Below are 17,737 nucleotides of genomic sequence, written 5' to 3'. Positions count from 1 at the left end.
ATGTGATGACGTGATGTGGGCAGTGATACGCAATCGCCTGCTCATGCTGGTTCTGGTCATCTTCGGCGTTTCATGCATTACGTTTCTCATGTCCAACGTCATTCCGGGTGATCCTGCCCGGATGGTCGTTGGGGTAAAGGCGTCTGCGGAAACCTACCAGCGAGTACGCGAACAAATGGGGTTGAATGACCCGCTTTACATGCAATATCTGCACTATATGAAAGGGTTGTTCACCGGTGACTTGGGGACTTCGCTGCGAACTCAGCAGCCCGTCCTGGAAGACTTGGTTTCCTACTTTCCGGCAACCCTTGAGCTGGTCTTGTGTTCTTTTGCAGTAGCCATCATTGTCGGTGTCGCGATCGGGGTACTGACCGCTGTCAAGGCTAACACCGTGTGGGATCATCTCGGCAGGATTTTTTCGTTTAGCGGCGTCTCGCTCCCGGTTTTCTGGAGCGGACTGATGGTGATTATTTTGTTTTATGGCGTTCTTGGCTGGCTGCCAGCGTCGGAGCGAATTGATTTGTTCGTCGAGCCGCCGCCGACCATTACGGGCTTGTATATGGTTGACAGCCTGTTGACAGGAAATATGGAAGCGCTTCACAGCACTGTGCTCCATTTGATTTTGCCGGGTTCCATTCTAGCGCTCGCCCATGTTTCGGCCATAACCAGGCAAATCCGCGCTTCGATGCTGGACGTCTTGCAGCAGGATTACATTAAGACGGCACGTGCCAATGGCATCTCAGCAGGACTCTTGATCGTCCGCTATGCGCTCCGCAATGCACTGATGCCGACGGTGACGATTATAGGGTTGTCAATCGGTTCTCTGCTCGGCGGAGCAGTGATAACGGAAACCATTTTTAACTGGCCCGGTGTCGGCAAATACGTTGTGGATTCCATCGGCTACCTGGATTTTCCGGCCATCATGGGCTTTACCATTTTGATTGCAATCGGATATGTCCTGATCAATCTTATTGTCGATCTGCTATATCTGGCACTAGACCCGCAAATTCGTGAATAAGGAGCGATCGCATGGAAACACCACAAATGGCACCTTCTTCTCAATCGGCAGTGATTCCGGCGAGAATGCCCGGCACTGCGCATATCTTTTGGAGCCGGTTACGGCGAAATCCGCTCACAATGGTTGGCGGAGTGATCTTTCTTCTGTTCGTCCTTGTCGCGCTCTTCGCTCCCATACTGACACCTCATAGCCCGGAGCAGGTACAAATGGATCTGGCGCTGCAGAAGCCCTCTATCGATCACTGGTTTGGGACGGACGAGGTAGGACGCGATCTGTTTTCCCGCGTGATTTACGGTACTCGACTATCGCTTGGTATGGGTGTCTCGATCATTCTGGTGTCCGGTTTCATCGGCATCGTGCTTGGGGCGGTGGCGGGGTATAAGGGTGGCAAGATTGGACAGATCATTATGCGACTCATGGACATCATTTTCGCTTTTCCCACGTTAATTCTCGCTATGGCGCTCTCTGCGGCGCTTGGACCGAGCTTGTTGAACGCGGTTTTTGCAATTGTTATTGTCAAGATTCCCGCCTTTGTTCGCCTCGCCAGAAGCGAAACGCTGGTGGTTAAAGAGAAATTGTATGTGAAGGCTGCCCGAACATTCGGTCTGTCCGATAGCTGGATTATCCTCCGCCACATCGTACCGAACGTCGCTACCCCTGTCATTATACAAATGACGCTCGATCTGGGAGATACCATCCTGTTGGTAGCGACGCTAGGATTCCTCGGATTAGGTGTGCAGCCGCCGACGCCGGAATGGGGCGCCCTGATCAATACCGGCTGGAAGTACTTTCTGGATCAATGGTGGTACCCGACCTTCCCTGGAATCGCCATCTTTTTGGTATCGATCAGCTTTAACATTTTAGGGGACGGCTTGCGCGATATGCTGGACCCCAAATCAGCGAGGTAGGTGGTACACGATGCTGCTGGAAATATCCGAGTTATCCGTTTCTTTTCAATCCATCTATGGAACCATACCCGTGCTTGATCGTGTATCGCTTGCGATTCACCCGGGAGAAATCATCGGGATTGTAGGTGAATCAGGTTCGGGAAAATCGGTGACAGCCCAGTCGGTCCTGCGGCTGCTGGACCGCAACGCGAATTACACTGGGGGAAGCATTCGCTTTCGTGGGCACGACATCCTTTCGCTCAAGGAAAGAGAGATTCAGGCGCTGCGCGGCAAGAAAATCGGCATGGTCTTTCAAGAGCCGATGACCGCATTGAACCCGACGATGCGCATCGGCCAACAGCTTGCCAACGTCATTCGCAAACATCGAGGCGTCTCCCGTACGGAAGCGGAACGGCTGGCTGTGGAAGCGCTGGCCGCTGTACAAATGAAAGACCCAGAAAAGACCTTTCGGCAATATCCGTACGAGTTGAGCGGTGGAATGAGACAACGGGTGGTCGTTGCTCTTGCCATGTCGTCTCCCCCGGAGCTGTTGATCGCAGATGAACCGACCACAGCACTGGATGTAACGGTTCAAGCGGAGGTACTCAAATTGATGAAGGATTTGAGTGCACAAACAGGCACAAGCGTCATGCTGATTACCCACGACATCGGGGTGGTAGCCGACATGTGCGACAGAGTGTACGTCATGTACGGCGGTACGGTTGTGGAATCGGGAAAAACCGCGGATGTGCTGCATCATTCCAATCATCCCTATACGCGCGCTTTAATCGAAGCGTTGCCCGAAGGAAAAGACAAAAACAAGCCGTTAAAGATTATCGAAGGGGAGTCCTTCAACGCGAGAAAACGACCGTCCGGCTGCGCCTTTTTGGACCGCTGTCCGCTTCGCTCCGCGCGTTGCCATCACAAGCCGCCTTTCGTCATAAGTGCTTCCGGACATCGTAGTGCCTGTTGGGAGGTGAACGTGGACCATGCTGTCAATCAATGATTTGGGGAAAGTATTTGGAACCTCCACAGCGGTCGATCATGTATCGTTCCAGATCGAGAAAGGGGAAACGTACGGACTCGTCGGTGAATCAGGATCGGGGAAGAGTACGATAGGCAACATGATCTGTGGTCTACTGGAACCGACGAATGGGCAAGTCTCCTTTAAGAACCAGGAGCTGTGGAAGAATGGCCGCTATATACGGCCCAGACCCGGTAGTCTTCAGGTTGTTTTCCAGGACCCGCAGTCCTCATTGGATATTCGGATGAACATCCGCCAGATCATTACGGAACCCCTGCGTGCCCTTCCTAAGGCAGAAGCGAAACGCAGATCAGGCGATGACTACCTCGGCGCTCTCGTGAGGCGCGTCGGATTGCTCGAAGATCATCTGTCCCGCTTTCCGCATGAATTTTCGGGCGGACAGCGCCAGCGGATCGCCATTGCCAGGGCCATCATCACCGAACCGGATTTCATTATTCTCGACGAGCCTACCTCTGCACTTGACATCTCCATTCAGGCGCAAATCTTGAATTTGCTCAAATCACTGCAGCACGAACGTGGGCTTACGTACCTGTTTATCTCCCATGACATGTCTGTTATCCGCTATATGTGTGATCGGGTTGGTGTACTCTATCACGGCAGGCTTGTCGAAGAGAATGAAACGGAAGCGTTTTTTACCCGTCCTCGAGAAGCCTATTCACAACGGCTCTTGTCCAGTATGTCAAAAATGAACAAGGATGGCGAAGGGAAGACGCGATCAGTGTGATATTTATTTAAAGGAGTGATAAAGCATGACTCATATCATTGATGGTCATTTTGACTTGTTGTTAGACGTTGCCATTCAAAGAGAGCAGGGCAGACGAAAAGTTATCGAAACGGACTTTTTGCCTGAGTTTGTGGCAGGCGGGGTGAATATCATTGTTGCCGCTATTTTTATCGATGACATATTCTTACCGGAGATGGGCATGAGAAAAGCACTACAGCAAATCAGTGCTCTGCATGCTGAAGCAAGTGAATCACCGGATAAAATCATGATTTGTAAGAACGTTGATGATATCCAAACAGCAAAAGCAACGGGTAAAGTAGGTTTTGTCCTGTCTCTAGAAGGAGCTGAACCTCTATCAAACGATTTAAGTTTGATTCGCGTTTTTTACGAATTGGGCGTTCGTTTTATGGGGCTGGTGTGGAGTAGACGTAATTTCGTTGGTGACGGCAGTCATTTTACGCCAAAGCGTGAGGGTAGAAAGGGTGGACTCACCGATTTTGGCGTACAAGTGGTTGAAGAGGCGGAAGCGATGGGAATGATCATCGACGTGAGTCACTTAAATGATGAGGGCTTCTGGGATGTCATGAAGTTTTCTAAAAAGCCGATTATTGCTTCCCATTCCAATTGTCGATCTCTCGTCAACTCTATGCGTAATCTTACGGATGAACAGATCAAGGCGATTGCTTCCACCAATGGTGTTATCGGCATGAATGGCGTAAACATTTTTGTAGGAAATACGGATGAAGAGTCTGATCTGGACCACCTCGTGGACCATGTGGACCATATCGTCAAGCTGGTAGGTGTGGAACACATCGGGCTCGGTCTTGATATTATCGAGCCATTTATGAAGTACGAGTCTCCGGATAGCTTGGAAAAGATGCCTCGCAAAAATTTTGATGTTGTAAAAGGACACTCCAAGATACCTGATCTAATCCGTGCTCTCTCGAAAAGAGGGTATAAGGATGAAGTGATTGAAGGATTTTTGAGCAAAAACTTTATGAGGGTGTACAGTGAAGTTTTGAAGTAATAGGGTTTCACTTACGAACCGGATCGAGTGATGAGGAAAACAGCGGTTAGCCTAAGACTTTATTATCGTCTAAGGCTACCGCTGTTTTGAATTTACTGTTCTGGCGAAGAACCAACATTTGGACAAATGTATGCCCAGCATATACAATAGTCTTGATTAGAGGAGGCGGAGGGCATGTACATGAAGGAGTCGCATGATTTGAAACAATCAGACAGAAGGGTGAAGGTACGTGAACGGGGCATCGTTGTTGGTAAACTACAGCCCGGCAGTAAAAATTGCATCACGGATGTAAGCGGTGTCAAAGTCGGACATGTTACGTTGGACAGGCCGCTCGATGATGCGAGTGGTGAGTATGCTTGCACGGGTGTTACCGCCATTCTCCCACACGAAGGAAACCTGTTCCAAGAAAAGGTGACGGCTGCAAGCTATGTGCTCAACGGATTCGGCAAAACGACGGGGCTGGTCCAGGTCAATGAGCTGGGCGTGCTGGAATCGCCGATCATGCTCACCAACACGTTTTCCGTTCCGGCGGTCGTGCAAGGTGCGCTTTCTTATATGCTAGAGCAAAATGAAGAAATCGGCGACACGACAGGAACGATCAACATCGTGGCAGGGGAGTGCAACGACAGCCACCTCAACTCGATACGCAAATGTGCCGTAACGCCAGAGGATGCGATCGCAGCGATTCGTGCGGCTTCTTGTGAGCAGGCGGAAGAAGGTGCGGTCGGCGCTGGCAAAGGAATGGTTTGCTTTGGCTACAAAGGGGGCATCGGCACATCGTCACGGATCGTGTCGCTCGATGATCAACCCGGCTATACGGTTGGCGTGCTCGTGCTGAGCAATTTCGGCGGAAAAGACGAATTTTTGCTGGACAACTATTTGCCGCGAAATCGGGAAGGAGCAATCGATAAAGTAGCAGATGGTTCGATTATTTTGGTAGTGGCCACAGATGCGCCGGTGAGCGACAGGCAGCTGCTGCGCATCGCAAAACGTGCGGGTATCGGGCTCGGCAGGACGGGCAGCCACTTCAGCCACGGCAGCGGCGATATCGTAATCGCGTTTTCCACCGCCCACAAGATTCCGCACCACTCGCAGGAAGTGACGGAGTCCCGCACGCAGCTGCGCGAGGACCATCCGGTGATGAACCATCTGTTTATGGCGGCGGCAGAAGCGGCAGAGGAAGCGATCTTGAATTCGCTGTCACAGGCTGTGACCACAACCGGACGCAATCAGCAGGTCGTTCACGCGTTCCCTTTTGAATAGGATGATTCTCATCCGTCTGTTGCCACACGAACAGGCGACCAAAAGCCCGCCGGGGATTTGCCGAGCGGGCTTTTACGTGCGCAGATAGCGATATTGTCGAAAGCATGGGATTGACAGCAATGCCCAATTTTGTGTAAGATTTTGATTGACACGAATGTCAATGTAAAAGGAGCTTCTATGTCACCACGAACGAAAGAGCAAAATGAAGAAATCCGCAAGCAGCGGAGACAAGAGATTTTGCAAGCGGCGATCCTCGTATACGCGGATAAGGGCTATGCGGCTTCGGAGATCGGTGAAATAGCGGAACGAGCCGGTCTGGCGCGCGGACTGGTATACCACTATTTCAAAAGCAAGCAGGCGCTGTTTCGCGAGCTGTATGAATACATGATGGATGCGACGCAGCAAAGGACGAAAGCTCATTTTGAGCAAAATCTTGCAGCATTCCAGCTGTTTGCTGACTATGCGCGGATGGTGTGCAGACAGGTGTTGGATGCTCCGGCTATTTCGCGCTTTTATACGCGGATCAGCCTGGATGTGCATTACTTGTATGGGGCAGAGGAATTTTCCCCTTTTGAGTGGATGAAAAGCTTCATCGAGCCGATGACACAGGCGATTGAGCGGGGGATCCAAGAGAAAAGTGTGCGCAGCGGCGAACCGAGCTTGCTGGCCATGCAATTTTGGGGAGCTGTTTCACAAGGAATGCATTACTTGGAACAGCTGAAGCAGGAGCTGGCGGCAGAAGGAACATCAGAGCGAGAGAAAGAAGAGAAGATCCATGCGGTATTGGAGCAAGTGATCGAGTCCGCATTGGCGGTTATTGCGCCAGCGTAATTTTTTTTGATTTTATAATTGGCATTCGTGATAGTCAAAAATCTAGTAGAAAGGTTGGTGGATAAACGTTGAAAACGATCGTCATTCTTTGCCATCCTACGCTTGAACGTTCGAGAGTGAATCGTACATGGGCGAATCGATTGAAGCAAGAGAGCCGGATCACGCTCCATAATCTTTATCAGGAGTACCCAGATAAGTTGATAGATAGCAAGAGGGAGCAGGCGCTTCTGTCCGCGCATGAGCGGATCGTGTTTCAGTTCCCGCTGTATTGGTACAACATCCCGTCTTTTTTGAAGCAATGGCAGGAGGAAGTGCTGGAATACGGATGGGTCACGGGGGAAGGCGGACGCATGCTGCAAGGTAAAGAGATCGTGCTGGCGATATCGGTCGGTGCGCACGAAAAGGCGTATCAGGCAGGAGGGTTCAACAGCTTTTCCATCAGCGAGCTGACACGGCCGATGCAGGCGATCGCGAATTTGATCGGGATGAAGTTTTTGCCCCCCTTTCTCCTGTTTGGCGCTGCACAGGCGTCGGAGGAGGAAATCGGCAAGAGCGCGGAGGCGTACGTCCAGCATATTCTCGATGAGAATCTCGATCCGAGGCTGGCACTCAGGCGGGCAATGCAAAAGCAAGCGAACTGACGGGAAAAGTTGGGGGAAGGCAGAAACGTGTATTAGGAGCGAGCGGGCGACTGATCGGAGCATGATCAGACGCCTTACCTTTGATTAGAGCGAATTGTAGCGGTGGGAAATGAATGACTCAAAAAACTGGTCAGGATTATTTGAATTCAAAAGCGCGTTGTAAATGCGTGGCGGCACGTCGAAAAATTGTTTTTCCGTCGCGTTTTTCAACCGGATAAACATGGTCTTGGTCTGAAATTGGTAAGCTGTCTCCTTGATGCAGGCGGAGTCGATCTCTTTATAATTCGGTGCGCCTGTTTGCGGCGCTTCCAAAGCAAATAGTTTTTGAAACAACTTCATCTGGTTCTTCATCCCTACTTAATGATAGATTTATTCGACAATTTAATTGTTTATTCGACAAAAAATAGGAAAATCCTCCTAACCAAAACATCTGGGGACAAAATGAACAGAAAAGTAGCGCCTCCATAACGAAGGCGCTTAACTAGAGGGGGTATATTGAATGGTTGGTAGTAGCGTTTGGCTGCTTACAAGTACAAGTGTAAGCGGGAAATGTGAAATCAATATGTAATTGATTTGGAAAACACGTGAGATTCCGATGTCGGTTCGATGGAAAACTGGGCGTTGATCGTTGCTTTTACCTGCAGCTGGCCCGCTTCAATCGGGGTTGCTGCTGCCACTTTGGCATAGGCAACGGGTTCTAGAGGGACCGGCGTACCTTGCGATGTTTCGCGTATTTTTTGCGGTAGCAGATTGATTGGAGCGCCAATCGTTTGCGAAATGGTGTAGGCTTTTTGCTGGGCATTGCGGATTGCCAAAGACAATGCATCGTTGTAGCGTGCCTCGGGATGGGCTAGGGTAAATTGGATGTTGGAAACGGAATTCGCTCCGTTCTTTACGGCCTGATCCACGATCTGTCCGACGAGTGAAATTTGCGGGATGGTGACTTGCAGCAGATGTGTGACCCGATACCCCCGCAGCAGCTGCTTGCCGTCTTGATAATCGTAGACAGGATCGATCGTGTACTGCACCGTTTTGATGTTTTCGTTCGGGATGCCCATTTGCAGCAGCCCGTTGATTACTGACGTCATCGCAGCCGAATTGGCCTGCTGCGCCGCAGTTAGGTCCTTGTTTTCCGTGATGGCTCCTAATGTGACCAGCGCCATATCCGGCTGCGCGTTTACCACTCCTTCTCCGTTGACAGAAACAGTACCGCGTGTGGGCACATCTGCTGCCGACGACATTGAGCCGAATGGTATAGGTAGCGAAGTATCTTTCATGCGTAACCCAACCTTTCCGAATGGATCGTTATCCATAGGAATATGACGGAATGGGCGTTGGCGTTACCGGCTTTACAGATTTTGCCGCTGGCGTCTGGTCCAAAATATTGCGATCAACAGGAGCAACAAGGGCAGCAAAACGCCGTTGATAAAGGCGTAATACGTCCAAAATGGCGAGATGACCGCTTCGTAATAGGTGTTGTTGGGAACGAAAAGAAGCGTGCAAGGGACCATCAGTACACCGAGCGGCAGGATGAGCGACCGGTGATCATCAAGCTGCAAAAGCTGGGTCACTCCAACGGTGGTCGCATAGAAGCAGATGGTCGTTTTGACGAAAATCGTGATAAACCAAATGGTTGCCAACATTGCTTCAAGGCGAGTGAAGAAATGTCCGACATCGATTCGAGTGGCCAAAATGAAACCAGGATAGATTTGCTTAGTCGTAAGCTCGGCGCCCAAAACCAAAATCGCGAGTAAGGTAAGGACGAATAAGACTAGATTGCTGAGCAACGCCCCAAGGATAAAAGCTTTGGTACCTTGATGCGGGCGGTCGATGTTGGCGAAAATCATCAGTAGGATGGCGAACTCCGACATGAAGCCAATTTGCTGCGCATTGCTTTTCCACAGTGTGGACAAGCCATGCTCGAAGATAGGAAACAATCTGTCCACATTGATTTGCGGCAGAAGGGCGACACCTAAAATGATGAGCAGAATCGTGGCCCAAGGAATAAAAATTTCCGATGCGCGAACGAGCGGTCCAACGCCGACGCGCGTTCCTTGCATCGTAATGCACAAAAAAATAATGATAATGGCCTGAATCGGTGTGCGCGGAATGAATTGTGTTAGCAAGAAATCGCCGATCTCATACAGCATCAAGATGGTATCGATGAAAATGAACAGGATGAAGATGACGGAAATCAGCTTCCCCAGCCATTTACCCAATAAAATTTCGCTGTATTGGATAAAGGTTGCTCCTGCAAAGCGGCTGCCCAGCTTTCCGAAAAGGTATGCGAAAAGGAATGAATCAATGAACCCAATTCCGGAGGCAATCCATGCGTCTTGACCAGAGTCTGTGGCCAGCATTTCAGGTATGTATAAAATGGAGTCGCCAATTCCGTACAGCGTGACGAGAATCATGAACTGGCGGGCGTTTATCGTATGGTTTGTGATCAGCGGGGACACCCCCTAAAGGTTTGTAAGCCGTACGTGTTATTGTTTGCGGAATCAAGTGGAAATATGAGGTTGTGACGTTTGTGTAATATAATCTGACATTCAAAATGAAAAAATTAGAAAAATGGATTGAGAAACTTTGTTAATATGTTAGAATATATTACATGGATGTTCTACTCGAATGTTCCACTCCACACTTCCTTATTTGGGCCCGATGCCTTGTCGGGCCTCTTTTTTTTCTACAGATACCGCGGCTTATGCCAAAAGATTGGCGAAGCCAGGTTCTCTAATCGTATAAGAATTTATAAGTGCTCGCGCTTATAAATTCTGGAGCGGAATAAAAACTTCCACAGATCGAAGGATCTGCTTCTTGAAAGGACTTCTGAAAGAAGTTTTTCTTATGAAACCAAACGGATATAAGTACGTATGAATATTTGTAAACTTCAGAAGAGAAAGGGAGAATGAGATGAGTGAACCGAACGTGACGAAAATGCCTACCCGCTTTGGTGGCGGGATCAAAACCATTGTAGCTATTATCGTCGTCATCCTGATTGCCGCATTATCGTTCGAATCCTTTACCATTATCCAGGCCGGAAACCGTGGGGTCGTACTTCAGCTTGGCGCAGTCCAGGACAAAGTATTCGATGAAGGGCTGCATTTCAAAATGCCTTTTATCCAAAACGTCATCCCGATGGAAGTGCGGGTGCAAAAAGCAGAATCCAGCCAAACGTCCGCTTCGCGCGATTTGCAAACGGTTTCGACCACGATCGCCGTGAACTACCATATTGATGGGAACTTCGCTAACAAACTGTATCAGCAGGTGGGCATTGATTACGTCGGGCGGATTGTGGATCCCGCCATCGCCGAATCGCTTAAAGCGGTAACGGCGCAATATACAGCGGAGGAATTGATTTCCAAGCGTCCGGAAGTAAGTGCTAAAGTAAAGGAAGTCTTGAACCAAAAGCTGTCCGCTTATCACATTCTTTTGGATGAGATCAACATTCGCGAATTCAACTTCAGTGAAGAATACAATAAAGCGATTGAAGCCAAACAGGTGGCTGAGCAGCAAGCGTTGAAATCCAAGCTCGATCTTGAACGGATCAAAATCGAGAAAGAACAGGAAATTACGAAAGCGCAGGCCCAGGCGGAAGCTCTTCGCCTGCAAAAGCAAGAGGTAACGCCAGAGCTGATCCAGCTGAGACAAATTGAAGCGCAGCTCGAAGCGATCCGTAAATGGGACGGCAAACTGCCGAGTGTGACAGGAGGGGCAACACCGTTCATCAACGTTGGGCAAAAATAAGGAAGGGTAACATGATTCACCCCGGCCAGTCCGTTTCAAACGGGCTGGCTTTTTTTGATTTGGGTATGGCAGCGAATCGGCAGACAAGGCTAACATGCAGTCACATATTTGCTCGGCCGTCATAAGATGGTAGTAAGCAGGAGGCAAGATAGACCTGCATCAATGTAATCGCTATCAAAAGGAAAGGAAGTGCATGAAGATGTTCTGGGTCGTCTGGGCTGTCGTGGGCATTGTGGTATGGATTGTCATGAACACCTGGTTGACCGGCCAAAAAGACATGTGGTGGGCATCCCTGATTGCCACCCTCGTCGGTACTTGGCTGGGTGATTTCCTGTTGGGTGATTGGGCGTGGATGCTGGCTGGCTTTAATGTGATTGCGGGGATTATCGGCGGTGTCGTGTTTAACTGGCTATGGGGACTTCTGCGCAAGCAATCCAGCTAAACGCGGTGAAAGCAAGAACGCGGTAAGCCAACGGTTTCATTCATCTTATTCGCACAGACTGCCAACTGCTATTTGCGGCTGGCAGTTTTTTTAGTGCGCCCAGCATGGGCGATAGCTCTAGGGTGTAAGTCCCGAACGGGGGTTGGCTGTACCAACCGTTAGCCCAAGGCAAGGGTGTCCATCGCGAGGTGGAATCTGAAGGAAGCCGGCGGCAAAGTCCCGACCTGAGGTACACGAATCTAATTTGAGGCTGTTGTACTCGGACGAGTTTGCTAAACAAAACGAAGTCCAATACAGCCAAGGGGTATAGCAGTAAATTAGACAGGTACATGGGATGAAAGCTATCGTTCTTACCTGGGGAGGTCTGCATGAAGTGCCTTCAAATGTTGGTAACCGTCTCTGTAAGGAGTCGTTGAACATGCAGAAGTCAGCAGAAGCCATAGTACCCAAGTAAAGGACGCTTGAACGGGGAAGGGCTGAACATTAAGTCAACACATCCACTAATCACTTTCGTGATAATACTGTGAAGCAGAATTCCGTAAGGATCTACTCTTGGAGAATAAGGGTGAAGCCCTGAGGGTACAGGAAAGGGCCGAGTATTGTCCGGCAAGACTAGAAGGATGTGTGCGAAGGAAAGGGTATCGTCATGGAATTGTTGGGTAAAGTCCTATCACGGGAAAATCTATTAGTGGCACTCGAAAGAGTGGAAAGAAACAAAGGATCGGCGGGAATCGACGGTGTTTCAACCGAACAACTGCGCGATTATATCCGTGAACACTGGTTAACCATTAAAGAACAGATTATGAAAGGAACCTATAAACCTTCCCCTGTCCGCAGAGTCGAAATCCCGAAAACTGACGGAGGAGTAAGGTTATTAGGTATTCCCACTGTGGTAGACCGTTTCATTCAGCAAGCCATTCTCCAAGTCCTTACCCCAATCTTTGACCCGCATTTTTCAGAATCAAGTTTCGGATTCCGACCGAATCGAAGTGCGCATGACGCCATGAGACAAGCACAATCTTATATTTCCGAAGGATATCGCTTTGTCGTGGATATGGACTTAGAGAAATTCTTCGATCGGGTAAATCACGATACTTTAATGAGTCGGGTTGCTCGGAAAGTACAAGATAAAGCTTTGTTGAAGCTTATTCGCGCATACTTACAAGCAGGCATCACGGTTAACGGTATCTGCCTTTCGGCAGTAGAGGGCACACCACAAGGAGGCCCGCTTAGTCCGTTATTGGCGAACATCCTGCTTGACGACTTGGATAAAGAACTGGAAAAGAGAGGGCATCGCTTTTGTCGATACGCAGACGATAGCAACATCTACGTGAAATCAAAGCGGGCGGGAGAACGGGTAAAAGAGAGTATTCAAAACTATTTGGAGAAGGTACTTAAGCTAAAAGTAAATGAGCAGAAAAGTGCAGTGGATCGACCTTGGAAACGTAAGTTCCTCGGTTTCAGTTTCACTAGTGCAAAGCAAGTAAGGATTCGGCTTCATCCAAAATCACTTCTGAAGTTAAAAGAGAAAATCCGTTTCATTACAAACCCGATATGGAGCATCTCTATGGATGAAAGGATTCAGAAGTTAAACCAGTATCTCATGGGATGGATCGGATATTTCGCCCTTGCGGATGCAAAGAAAATCCTACAATCCATCGAAGAATGGATACGACGCAGACTTCGACTTTGCTTGTGGTCTCAGTGGAAGCGAGTACGAACCCGATATCGAGAACTTCGCTTTCTGGGTTTATCGCACGTCCAAGCAATAGAAATTGCAAACACCCGAAAGGGTGAATGGCGTACCACAAAGACTCCTCAAATACACAAAGCCCTCGGAGTTGCATATTGGCAACAACAAGGGCTGAAAAGCTTAGTACAACGATATTCTGTCATTCGTCAAGCTTAATGAACCGCCGTATACCGAACGGTACGTACGGTGGTGTGAGAGGACGGGGGTTAGTCACCCCCTCCTACTCGATTACAGATAAAAATGCGAGGGGTTGTCCCAACGTCATGAAATGGCGAAGGGGCAGCCCTTTCATTTGGCCAAATCGTTTTTTGTGTGAGAAACCGATGCGTTTGTGCAGAGGGTGATGCGAAACGTGTTCAACCTCTGCGTCTTAACGATCGTGACTTGCGGTAATTTCGAGCGGATATTGAGAAATGATCGATGCAAAATGTGTTCATTTTGTAGAGTGGAGTCTGAATCGCTCGTTCTTTTTCCCGATCTTCGTGGTCTTTTACTGTTGGCGCGATTCATGCAAATAGGAAAGTGTAATCGAAAGGGGGGGAGATTATGGGTAAGAATCACAAAGCGAACAATCTGATCGATTTAGAGGTGGAGAAAGAAAGCTGGCCCTTGCTCAGGCATGAACGTACGTGGAGTTCGATCGCTTTAACATGGGCAGCCCTTACAGTCGGGATCGCCACCTGGAGTTATCCGATTGGAGGCGCAGTCGCGTATTACTTAAACGCAACGCTAGGAACGGCAGCCATGATAGCGGGAAGTTTAATCGGAATATTCTTAATTGTACTAGCGACAATTCCGCCCTGTACCAAATATGGAATTGAATCGACGGTTTCAAGCACTCCTTTGTTCGGCACGAAAGGAACGCTGTTTTCGATCTTTTTGCAATATGTCTCGATAATCGGTTGGAATTGTTTGCTGCTCATTTTGTTTGGCAGCGGGGTCGCGCAAATTTTACTCGCCATGCATGTGATTGATGAGTCCCAGATAGGATTTGTATCAACGATCGGCACATTGACTGCGGTGGCAATCAGCTGGCTGTTATTGCGTGGCGGTGCTGCAGCACTGCGCAAGTATTCATTTTTTATTTCGCTATTTGTTCTTATTGTAAGCGTCATCATGCTGTACTTGCTGGTAACCAAAATTGGACTCGCCACCATCTTTAGTAGTAAACCGATGGCTCCTTCCGATGATCAACTCTGGAACTATACGGTAGGTGTAGAAATATTGATCGCAAGTGTACTCTCTTATTGGCCATATACTGGCAGCATGGTACGGATGGTCCCAAGGGCAAAAGATTCGATCTGGCCTACGATGCTTGCGATGGGGCTGCCGATCGGGATTATTAGTCTGATCGGTCTCTACGCAGCATTGGCGACTGGAAAATCAGATCCCGCTCAATGGATTGTTGAAATTGGCGGGGCGGGAATCGGGATTATCGTATTGATCGGCTTAGGGGCAGCGAACGTTGGAACAGCAGTCACAGGAGGATATGCAACTGCAATCGGATTGCGCCAATTGTCTTTTGTGCAAAAAAAGATTTCCTGGAACCAGACAACGCTGCTTGTGTTTTTGCCGGTCGCGCTGATCAGCATATTTTTTCCGGTCCTTTTTATCGATAAAGTTCCTGTCTTTCTCGCATTCCTTGGTGTTCTCTTCGCGCCTGTCGTCGGCATTCAAATTGTCGATAACCTCATCTTGCGGCGGCAGAAGCTGGATGTGCAAGGATTGTTCGATAAATCGGTTGGATCTCCCTACTATTTTTGGGGGGGCATCAATCCTGCATCGTTAGTCGGTGTGGTTGTAGGCGTCGTTACCTATTTGTATTTATTAAATCCCGTTACGTACGTTTCCAGTAGCTTTTTTAAGTATACGACAGCGTCGATTCCCTCTCTTGTATTCGCTGGTGTTAGCTATTATTTGGTGACAAAACTGGTAAACGTCCCGGCTAAAAAAGGAGGCTATTACAAAAAGGCTTCCTGACGAGAGACTTACCATAAAAATCTACCACTTAGAAGAAGGGCGGCGGCCGGATGAATGTGCATGGGGAGGTTCAAACGAATGCAACGCAAACGGAGCTACATCCAATAATCAATCTTCATGATGAGCTACGAGAAAAAATCGTTCATCTTACAGACGAAGCGAACCAGGGGGAATCCCTTGGCAGCATCGATTATTTTTGGCTAAGTGTGGCTGGTTTGGTTATACCCGCCGCAATTTTGATCCTTGCCTGGATGTTATGACGTTTATCGTAAATGGATAGCCATGCCCTATCAATATGGGGTGTCTATTATAAGGACAATCATCACCATCTCGAAAAATTGAAGGGGGTTAGTGTGATGTCTCAACCAATTACACAAGCAACTTTACATGCAAAATCGTTTATCAATGGGGAATGGGTAGAAGGCGAAGGCGAGCTCATGGAGCGCATCAGTCCCGTTACAGGGCAACAGCTTGGAACCTTTCGTGCAAGCTCATTGGAACAGGTAAACCGAGCGATCAAGAGTGCAAAAGAAGCGCAAAAGAAATGGGCAGACGTGTCTTTGCTGGATCGAATCGATCTGTTGAAGCGTGCGGAAGAAATCGGGAAAAAATACGGCGAAGAGATGGCGCGTTATATCACGCTTGAAATGGGAAAAACGATTCGCGAGGCCCGGGAGGAAGTGTACGAGCTAGGCATCTCCAACTTTGAGCATGCGGCTGGGGAAGTGCAGCGGTTCCGTGGAACCACGCTGCCCAGCACGTTTGAAAGAACGAACAACAAGCGGATCCATGTGACGCACGCCCCGATCGGGGTGGTGGGAGTCATTACACCGTGGAATTTCCCGATCTCCCTTTCCAACGAAATCATTCCGTATGCGTTGGCTGTTGGTAATACGGTGGTGTTCAAACCGTCGGAATCGTGTCCATTCAGTACCCAACTGCTGGTTCAGCTTTTTGAAGAAGCGGGCTTCCCTCCTGGCGTGATTAATTTGGTACACGGGAAAGGCGATGTAGGGAATCAGTTGGTGGAGCATCCGGATGTCGGGGCGATCACATTTACAGGAAGTACGGCTGTCGGCAAGCAGATTGCCAAAACGGCCGGATTAAAACGAACCCTGCTAGAATTGGGTGGGAATGGCCCACAGATCGTAATGGAAGATGCCAATCTGGAAGAAGCAGTAGAAGCGGCCATTACGGGATGCTTTTACAACGCAGGTCAGGTTTGTACAGCAGCAGAGCGAATTTTGGTGCATGAGAGCGTTCATGACGAATTCGTGGAGCTCTTGGTGGAGCGAACACGGAAAGTACAACTGGGCAATCCTCTTGAGGAAACGACCGATATGGGCCCGTTGTCGAGCCAGGCAGTGGTGGATAAAACCAATTATCATCTTCAGGATGCGGTAGCAAAGGGAGCGGAGATCATCTATGGCGGGAATCACGACGGGCTCTACTTTGAACCGACCATTCTTGTAAACGTTACGCAGGAAATGGAGATTGGCAAGGAGGAAACATTCGGGCCGGTAGCGCCGATCATTCGATTCTCGACCAGGGAAGAAGCCGTTGAGATCGCGAATGATACGCAATACGGTCTGACCTCGTCCGTGTTTACATCGAGCCTAGAAGATGCCTGGTATATGGCGGACCGCCTGCAGCATGGAACGGTGCATATCAATGAAAGCACAAATTACTGGGACTTCCTGGCGCCGTTTGGCGGGATGAAAAATAGCGGAAACGGGCGAATTCTCAGCACATGGGTATTCCAACATTTGACTGAGGTAAAGCAAATTACATTCGATCCGACGAAAACCAAGCGAAAAAAGTAGTCGTATAAGGGATGACTCCGGTATGGATCCGGGGTCATTTTCTTTTCGCAAAAAAACCCGAATAAAGGACAGGAGTGTCCAATCGTCGGGTTGCGTAAGCACTCTCATCCTATTCTTTGCCTTCTCGCCAATTGATCGGATATAACGAATAGAAAAATTTCACTTCAGTATCGGTACCATAGGTCACGCATGCGCCTTTTTTTAGAAAGTACAGGTCACCTTCCTTTGCTTCTATTTTATTACCATCTTCCATGATAAACATGTTGCCGGAAACCACATAAACAACTTCGTCATATCGCAATTGCCAATCGATGGTTGCTTTCTTTAGATGCTTAAAACCGGCGCCGATGGTAGAGGATAATCCGGTAAGATTTCTCGAAAAAATTGCTACATCACCATGTGCGCCTGGAACGTCCTCAAACGTAGTTTCGTTTCCTTTTAGCAAAGCCACTAGTTTTTCCATGAAAATTCCTCCATTTAATGATGAGTTGGGTTACACGAGATTGTTTCGCAATATTTATACCAGCCAGCAGGTGGAAAAAAGCTTTCACAGCAC

The 17,737-nt window shown here is 48.8% G+C and carries 17 protein-coding genes; 13 read left to right on the top strand and 4 right to left on the bottom strand.

The window, feature by feature from the left end; genetic code table 11:
- Positions 1-13 precede the first annotated feature (13 nt).
- The 8 genes from EDM56_RS09750 (at position 14) to EDM56_RS09715 (ending at position 7,436) form a co-directional block, all read left to right on the top strand.
- The gene (locus EDM56_RS09750) at positions 14-1,018 is read left to right on the top strand and encodes an ABC transporter permease (RefSeq protein WP_122917728.1); all 1,005 of its coding nucleotides are present in this window, start codon (positions 14-16) and stop codon (positions 1,016-1,018) included.
- 11 nt (positions 1,019-1,029) lie between these two features.
- Positions 1,030-1,926, top strand: a complete 897-nt coding sequence (locus tag EDM56_RS09745) for an ABC transporter permease (RefSeq protein ID WP_246009334.1) — start codon at positions 1,030-1,032, stop codon at positions 1,924-1,926.
- Between the two features lie 10 nt (positions 1,927-1,936).
- Complete coding sequence (locus tag EDM56_RS09740) at positions 1,937-2,911, top strand: ABC transporter ATP-binding protein (protein ID WP_122917727.1); 975 nt, start codon at positions 1,937-1,939, stop codon at positions 2,909-2,911.
- A complete protein-coding gene (locus EDM56_RS09735) occupies positions 2,895-3,674 on the top strand; it encodes an ATP-binding cassette domain-containing protein (protein ID WP_122917726.1) in 780 nt (259 codons plus the stop codon). The genes EDM56_RS09740 and EDM56_RS09735 overlap by 17 nt, the downstream gene beginning before the upstream one ends.
- A 25-nt stretch (positions 3,675-3,699) precedes the next feature.
- A complete protein-coding gene (locus tag EDM56_RS09730) occupies positions 3,700-4,701 on the top strand; it encodes a dipeptidase (protein WP_122917725.1) in 1,002 nt (333 codons plus the stop codon).
- A gap of 174 nt (positions 4,702-4,875) precedes the next feature.
- Positions 4,876-5,964 (top strand): DmpA family aminopeptidase, encoded by a 1,089-nt coding sequence (locus EDM56_RS09725; RefSeq protein WP_246009333.1) that lies wholly within the window; start codon positions 4,876-4,878, stop codon positions 5,962-5,964.
- A gap of 177 nt (positions 5,965-6,141) precedes the next feature.
- On the top strand, positions 6,142-6,795 hold the full coding sequence (locus EDM56_RS09720; RefSeq protein WP_122917724.1) for a TetR/AcrR family transcriptional regulator: 654 nt from the start codon (positions 6,142-6,144) through the stop codon (positions 6,793-6,795).
- 68 nt (positions 6,796-6,863) lie between these two features.
- On the top strand, positions 6,864-7,436 hold the full coding sequence (locus EDM56_RS09715; RefSeq protein WP_122917723.1) for an NAD(P)H-dependent oxidoreductase: 573 nt from the start codon (positions 6,864-6,866) through the stop codon (positions 7,434-7,436).
- A gap of 84 nt (positions 7,437-7,520) precedes the next feature.
- Here EDM56_RS09715 and EDM56_RS09710 read toward each other — a convergent pair whose 3' ends face one another.
- From EDM56_RS09710 to EDM56_RS09700, 3 genes are all read right to left on the bottom strand, one after another.
- Entirely contained in the window at positions 7,521-7,775 is a 255-nt protein-coding gene (locus tag EDM56_RS09710; protein WP_183192376.1) for a KTSC domain-containing protein, read from the bottom strand.
- 218 nt (positions 7,776-7,993) lie between these two features.
- The gene (locus EDM56_RS09705) at positions 7,994-8,713 is read right to left on the bottom strand and encodes an SIMPL domain-containing protein (RefSeq protein ID WP_183192375.1); all 720 of its coding nucleotides are present in this window, start codon (positions 8,711-8,713) and stop codon (positions 7,994-7,996) included.
- Positions 8,714-8,785: 72 nt separating this feature from the next.
- On the bottom strand, positions 8,786-9,895 hold the full coding sequence (locus tag EDM56_RS09700; RefSeq protein ID WP_122917720.1) for a GerAB/ArcD/ProY family transporter: 1,110 nt from the start codon (positions 9,893-9,895) through the stop codon (positions 8,786-8,788).
- A gap of 454 nt (positions 9,896-10,349) precedes the next feature.
- Between EDM56_RS09700 and EDM56_RS09695 the strand changes: the two genes are divergently transcribed.
- The 5 genes from EDM56_RS09695 (at position 10,350) to EDM56_RS09670 (ending at position 17,181) form a co-directional block, all read left to right on the top strand.
- Entirely contained in the window at positions 10,350-11,183 is an 834-nt protein-coding gene (locus EDM56_RS09695; protein ID WP_122917719.1) for a prohibitin family protein, read from the top strand.
- Positions 11,184-11,376: 193 nt separating this feature from the next.
- Positions 11,377-11,625 carry a hypothetical protein gene (locus EDM56_RS09690; protein WP_246009332.1) on the top strand — a complete coding sequence of 83 codons (249 nt, stop codon included), beginning with the start codon at positions 11,377-11,379 and terminating at the stop codon, positions 11,623-11,625.
- Positions 11,626-12,271: 646 nt separating this feature from the next.
- Entirely contained in the window at positions 12,272-13,534 is a 1,263-nt protein-coding gene (gene ltrA, locus EDM56_RS09685) for a group II intron reverse transcriptase/maturase (protein WP_122917717.1), read from the top strand.
- A gap of 390 nt (positions 13,535-13,924) precedes the next feature.
- A complete protein-coding gene (locus EDM56_RS09680) occupies positions 13,925-15,358 on the top strand; it encodes a cytosine permease (RefSeq protein WP_122917716.1) in 1,434 nt (477 codons plus the stop codon).
- A 356-nt stretch (positions 15,359-15,714) separates the two neighbouring features.
- On the top strand, positions 15,715-17,181 hold the full coding sequence (locus tag EDM56_RS09670) for an aldehyde dehydrogenase family protein (RefSeq protein WP_183192374.1): 1,467 nt from the start codon (positions 15,715-15,717) through the stop codon (positions 17,179-17,181).
- Positions 17,182-17,290: 109 nt separating this feature from the next.
- Here the strand turns inward: EDM56_RS09670 and EDM56_RS09665 are convergent, their stop codons facing one another.
- Positions 17,291-17,644 (bottom strand): cupin domain-containing protein, encoded by a 354-nt coding sequence (locus tag EDM56_RS09665; RefSeq protein ID WP_122917713.1) that lies wholly within the window; start codon positions 17,642-17,644, stop codon positions 17,291-17,293.
- Between the last annotated feature and the right edge of the window lie 93 nt (positions 17,645-17,737).

It is taken from the genome of Brevibacillus fluminis (assembly GCF_003710825.1).
In the GTDB taxonomy this organism is placed as follows: domain Bacteria; phylum Bacillota; class Bacilli; order Brevibacillales; family Brevibacillaceae; genus Brevibacillus_D; species Brevibacillus_D fluminis.
This window is presented reverse-complemented; position numbering and strand designations above follow the sequence as displayed.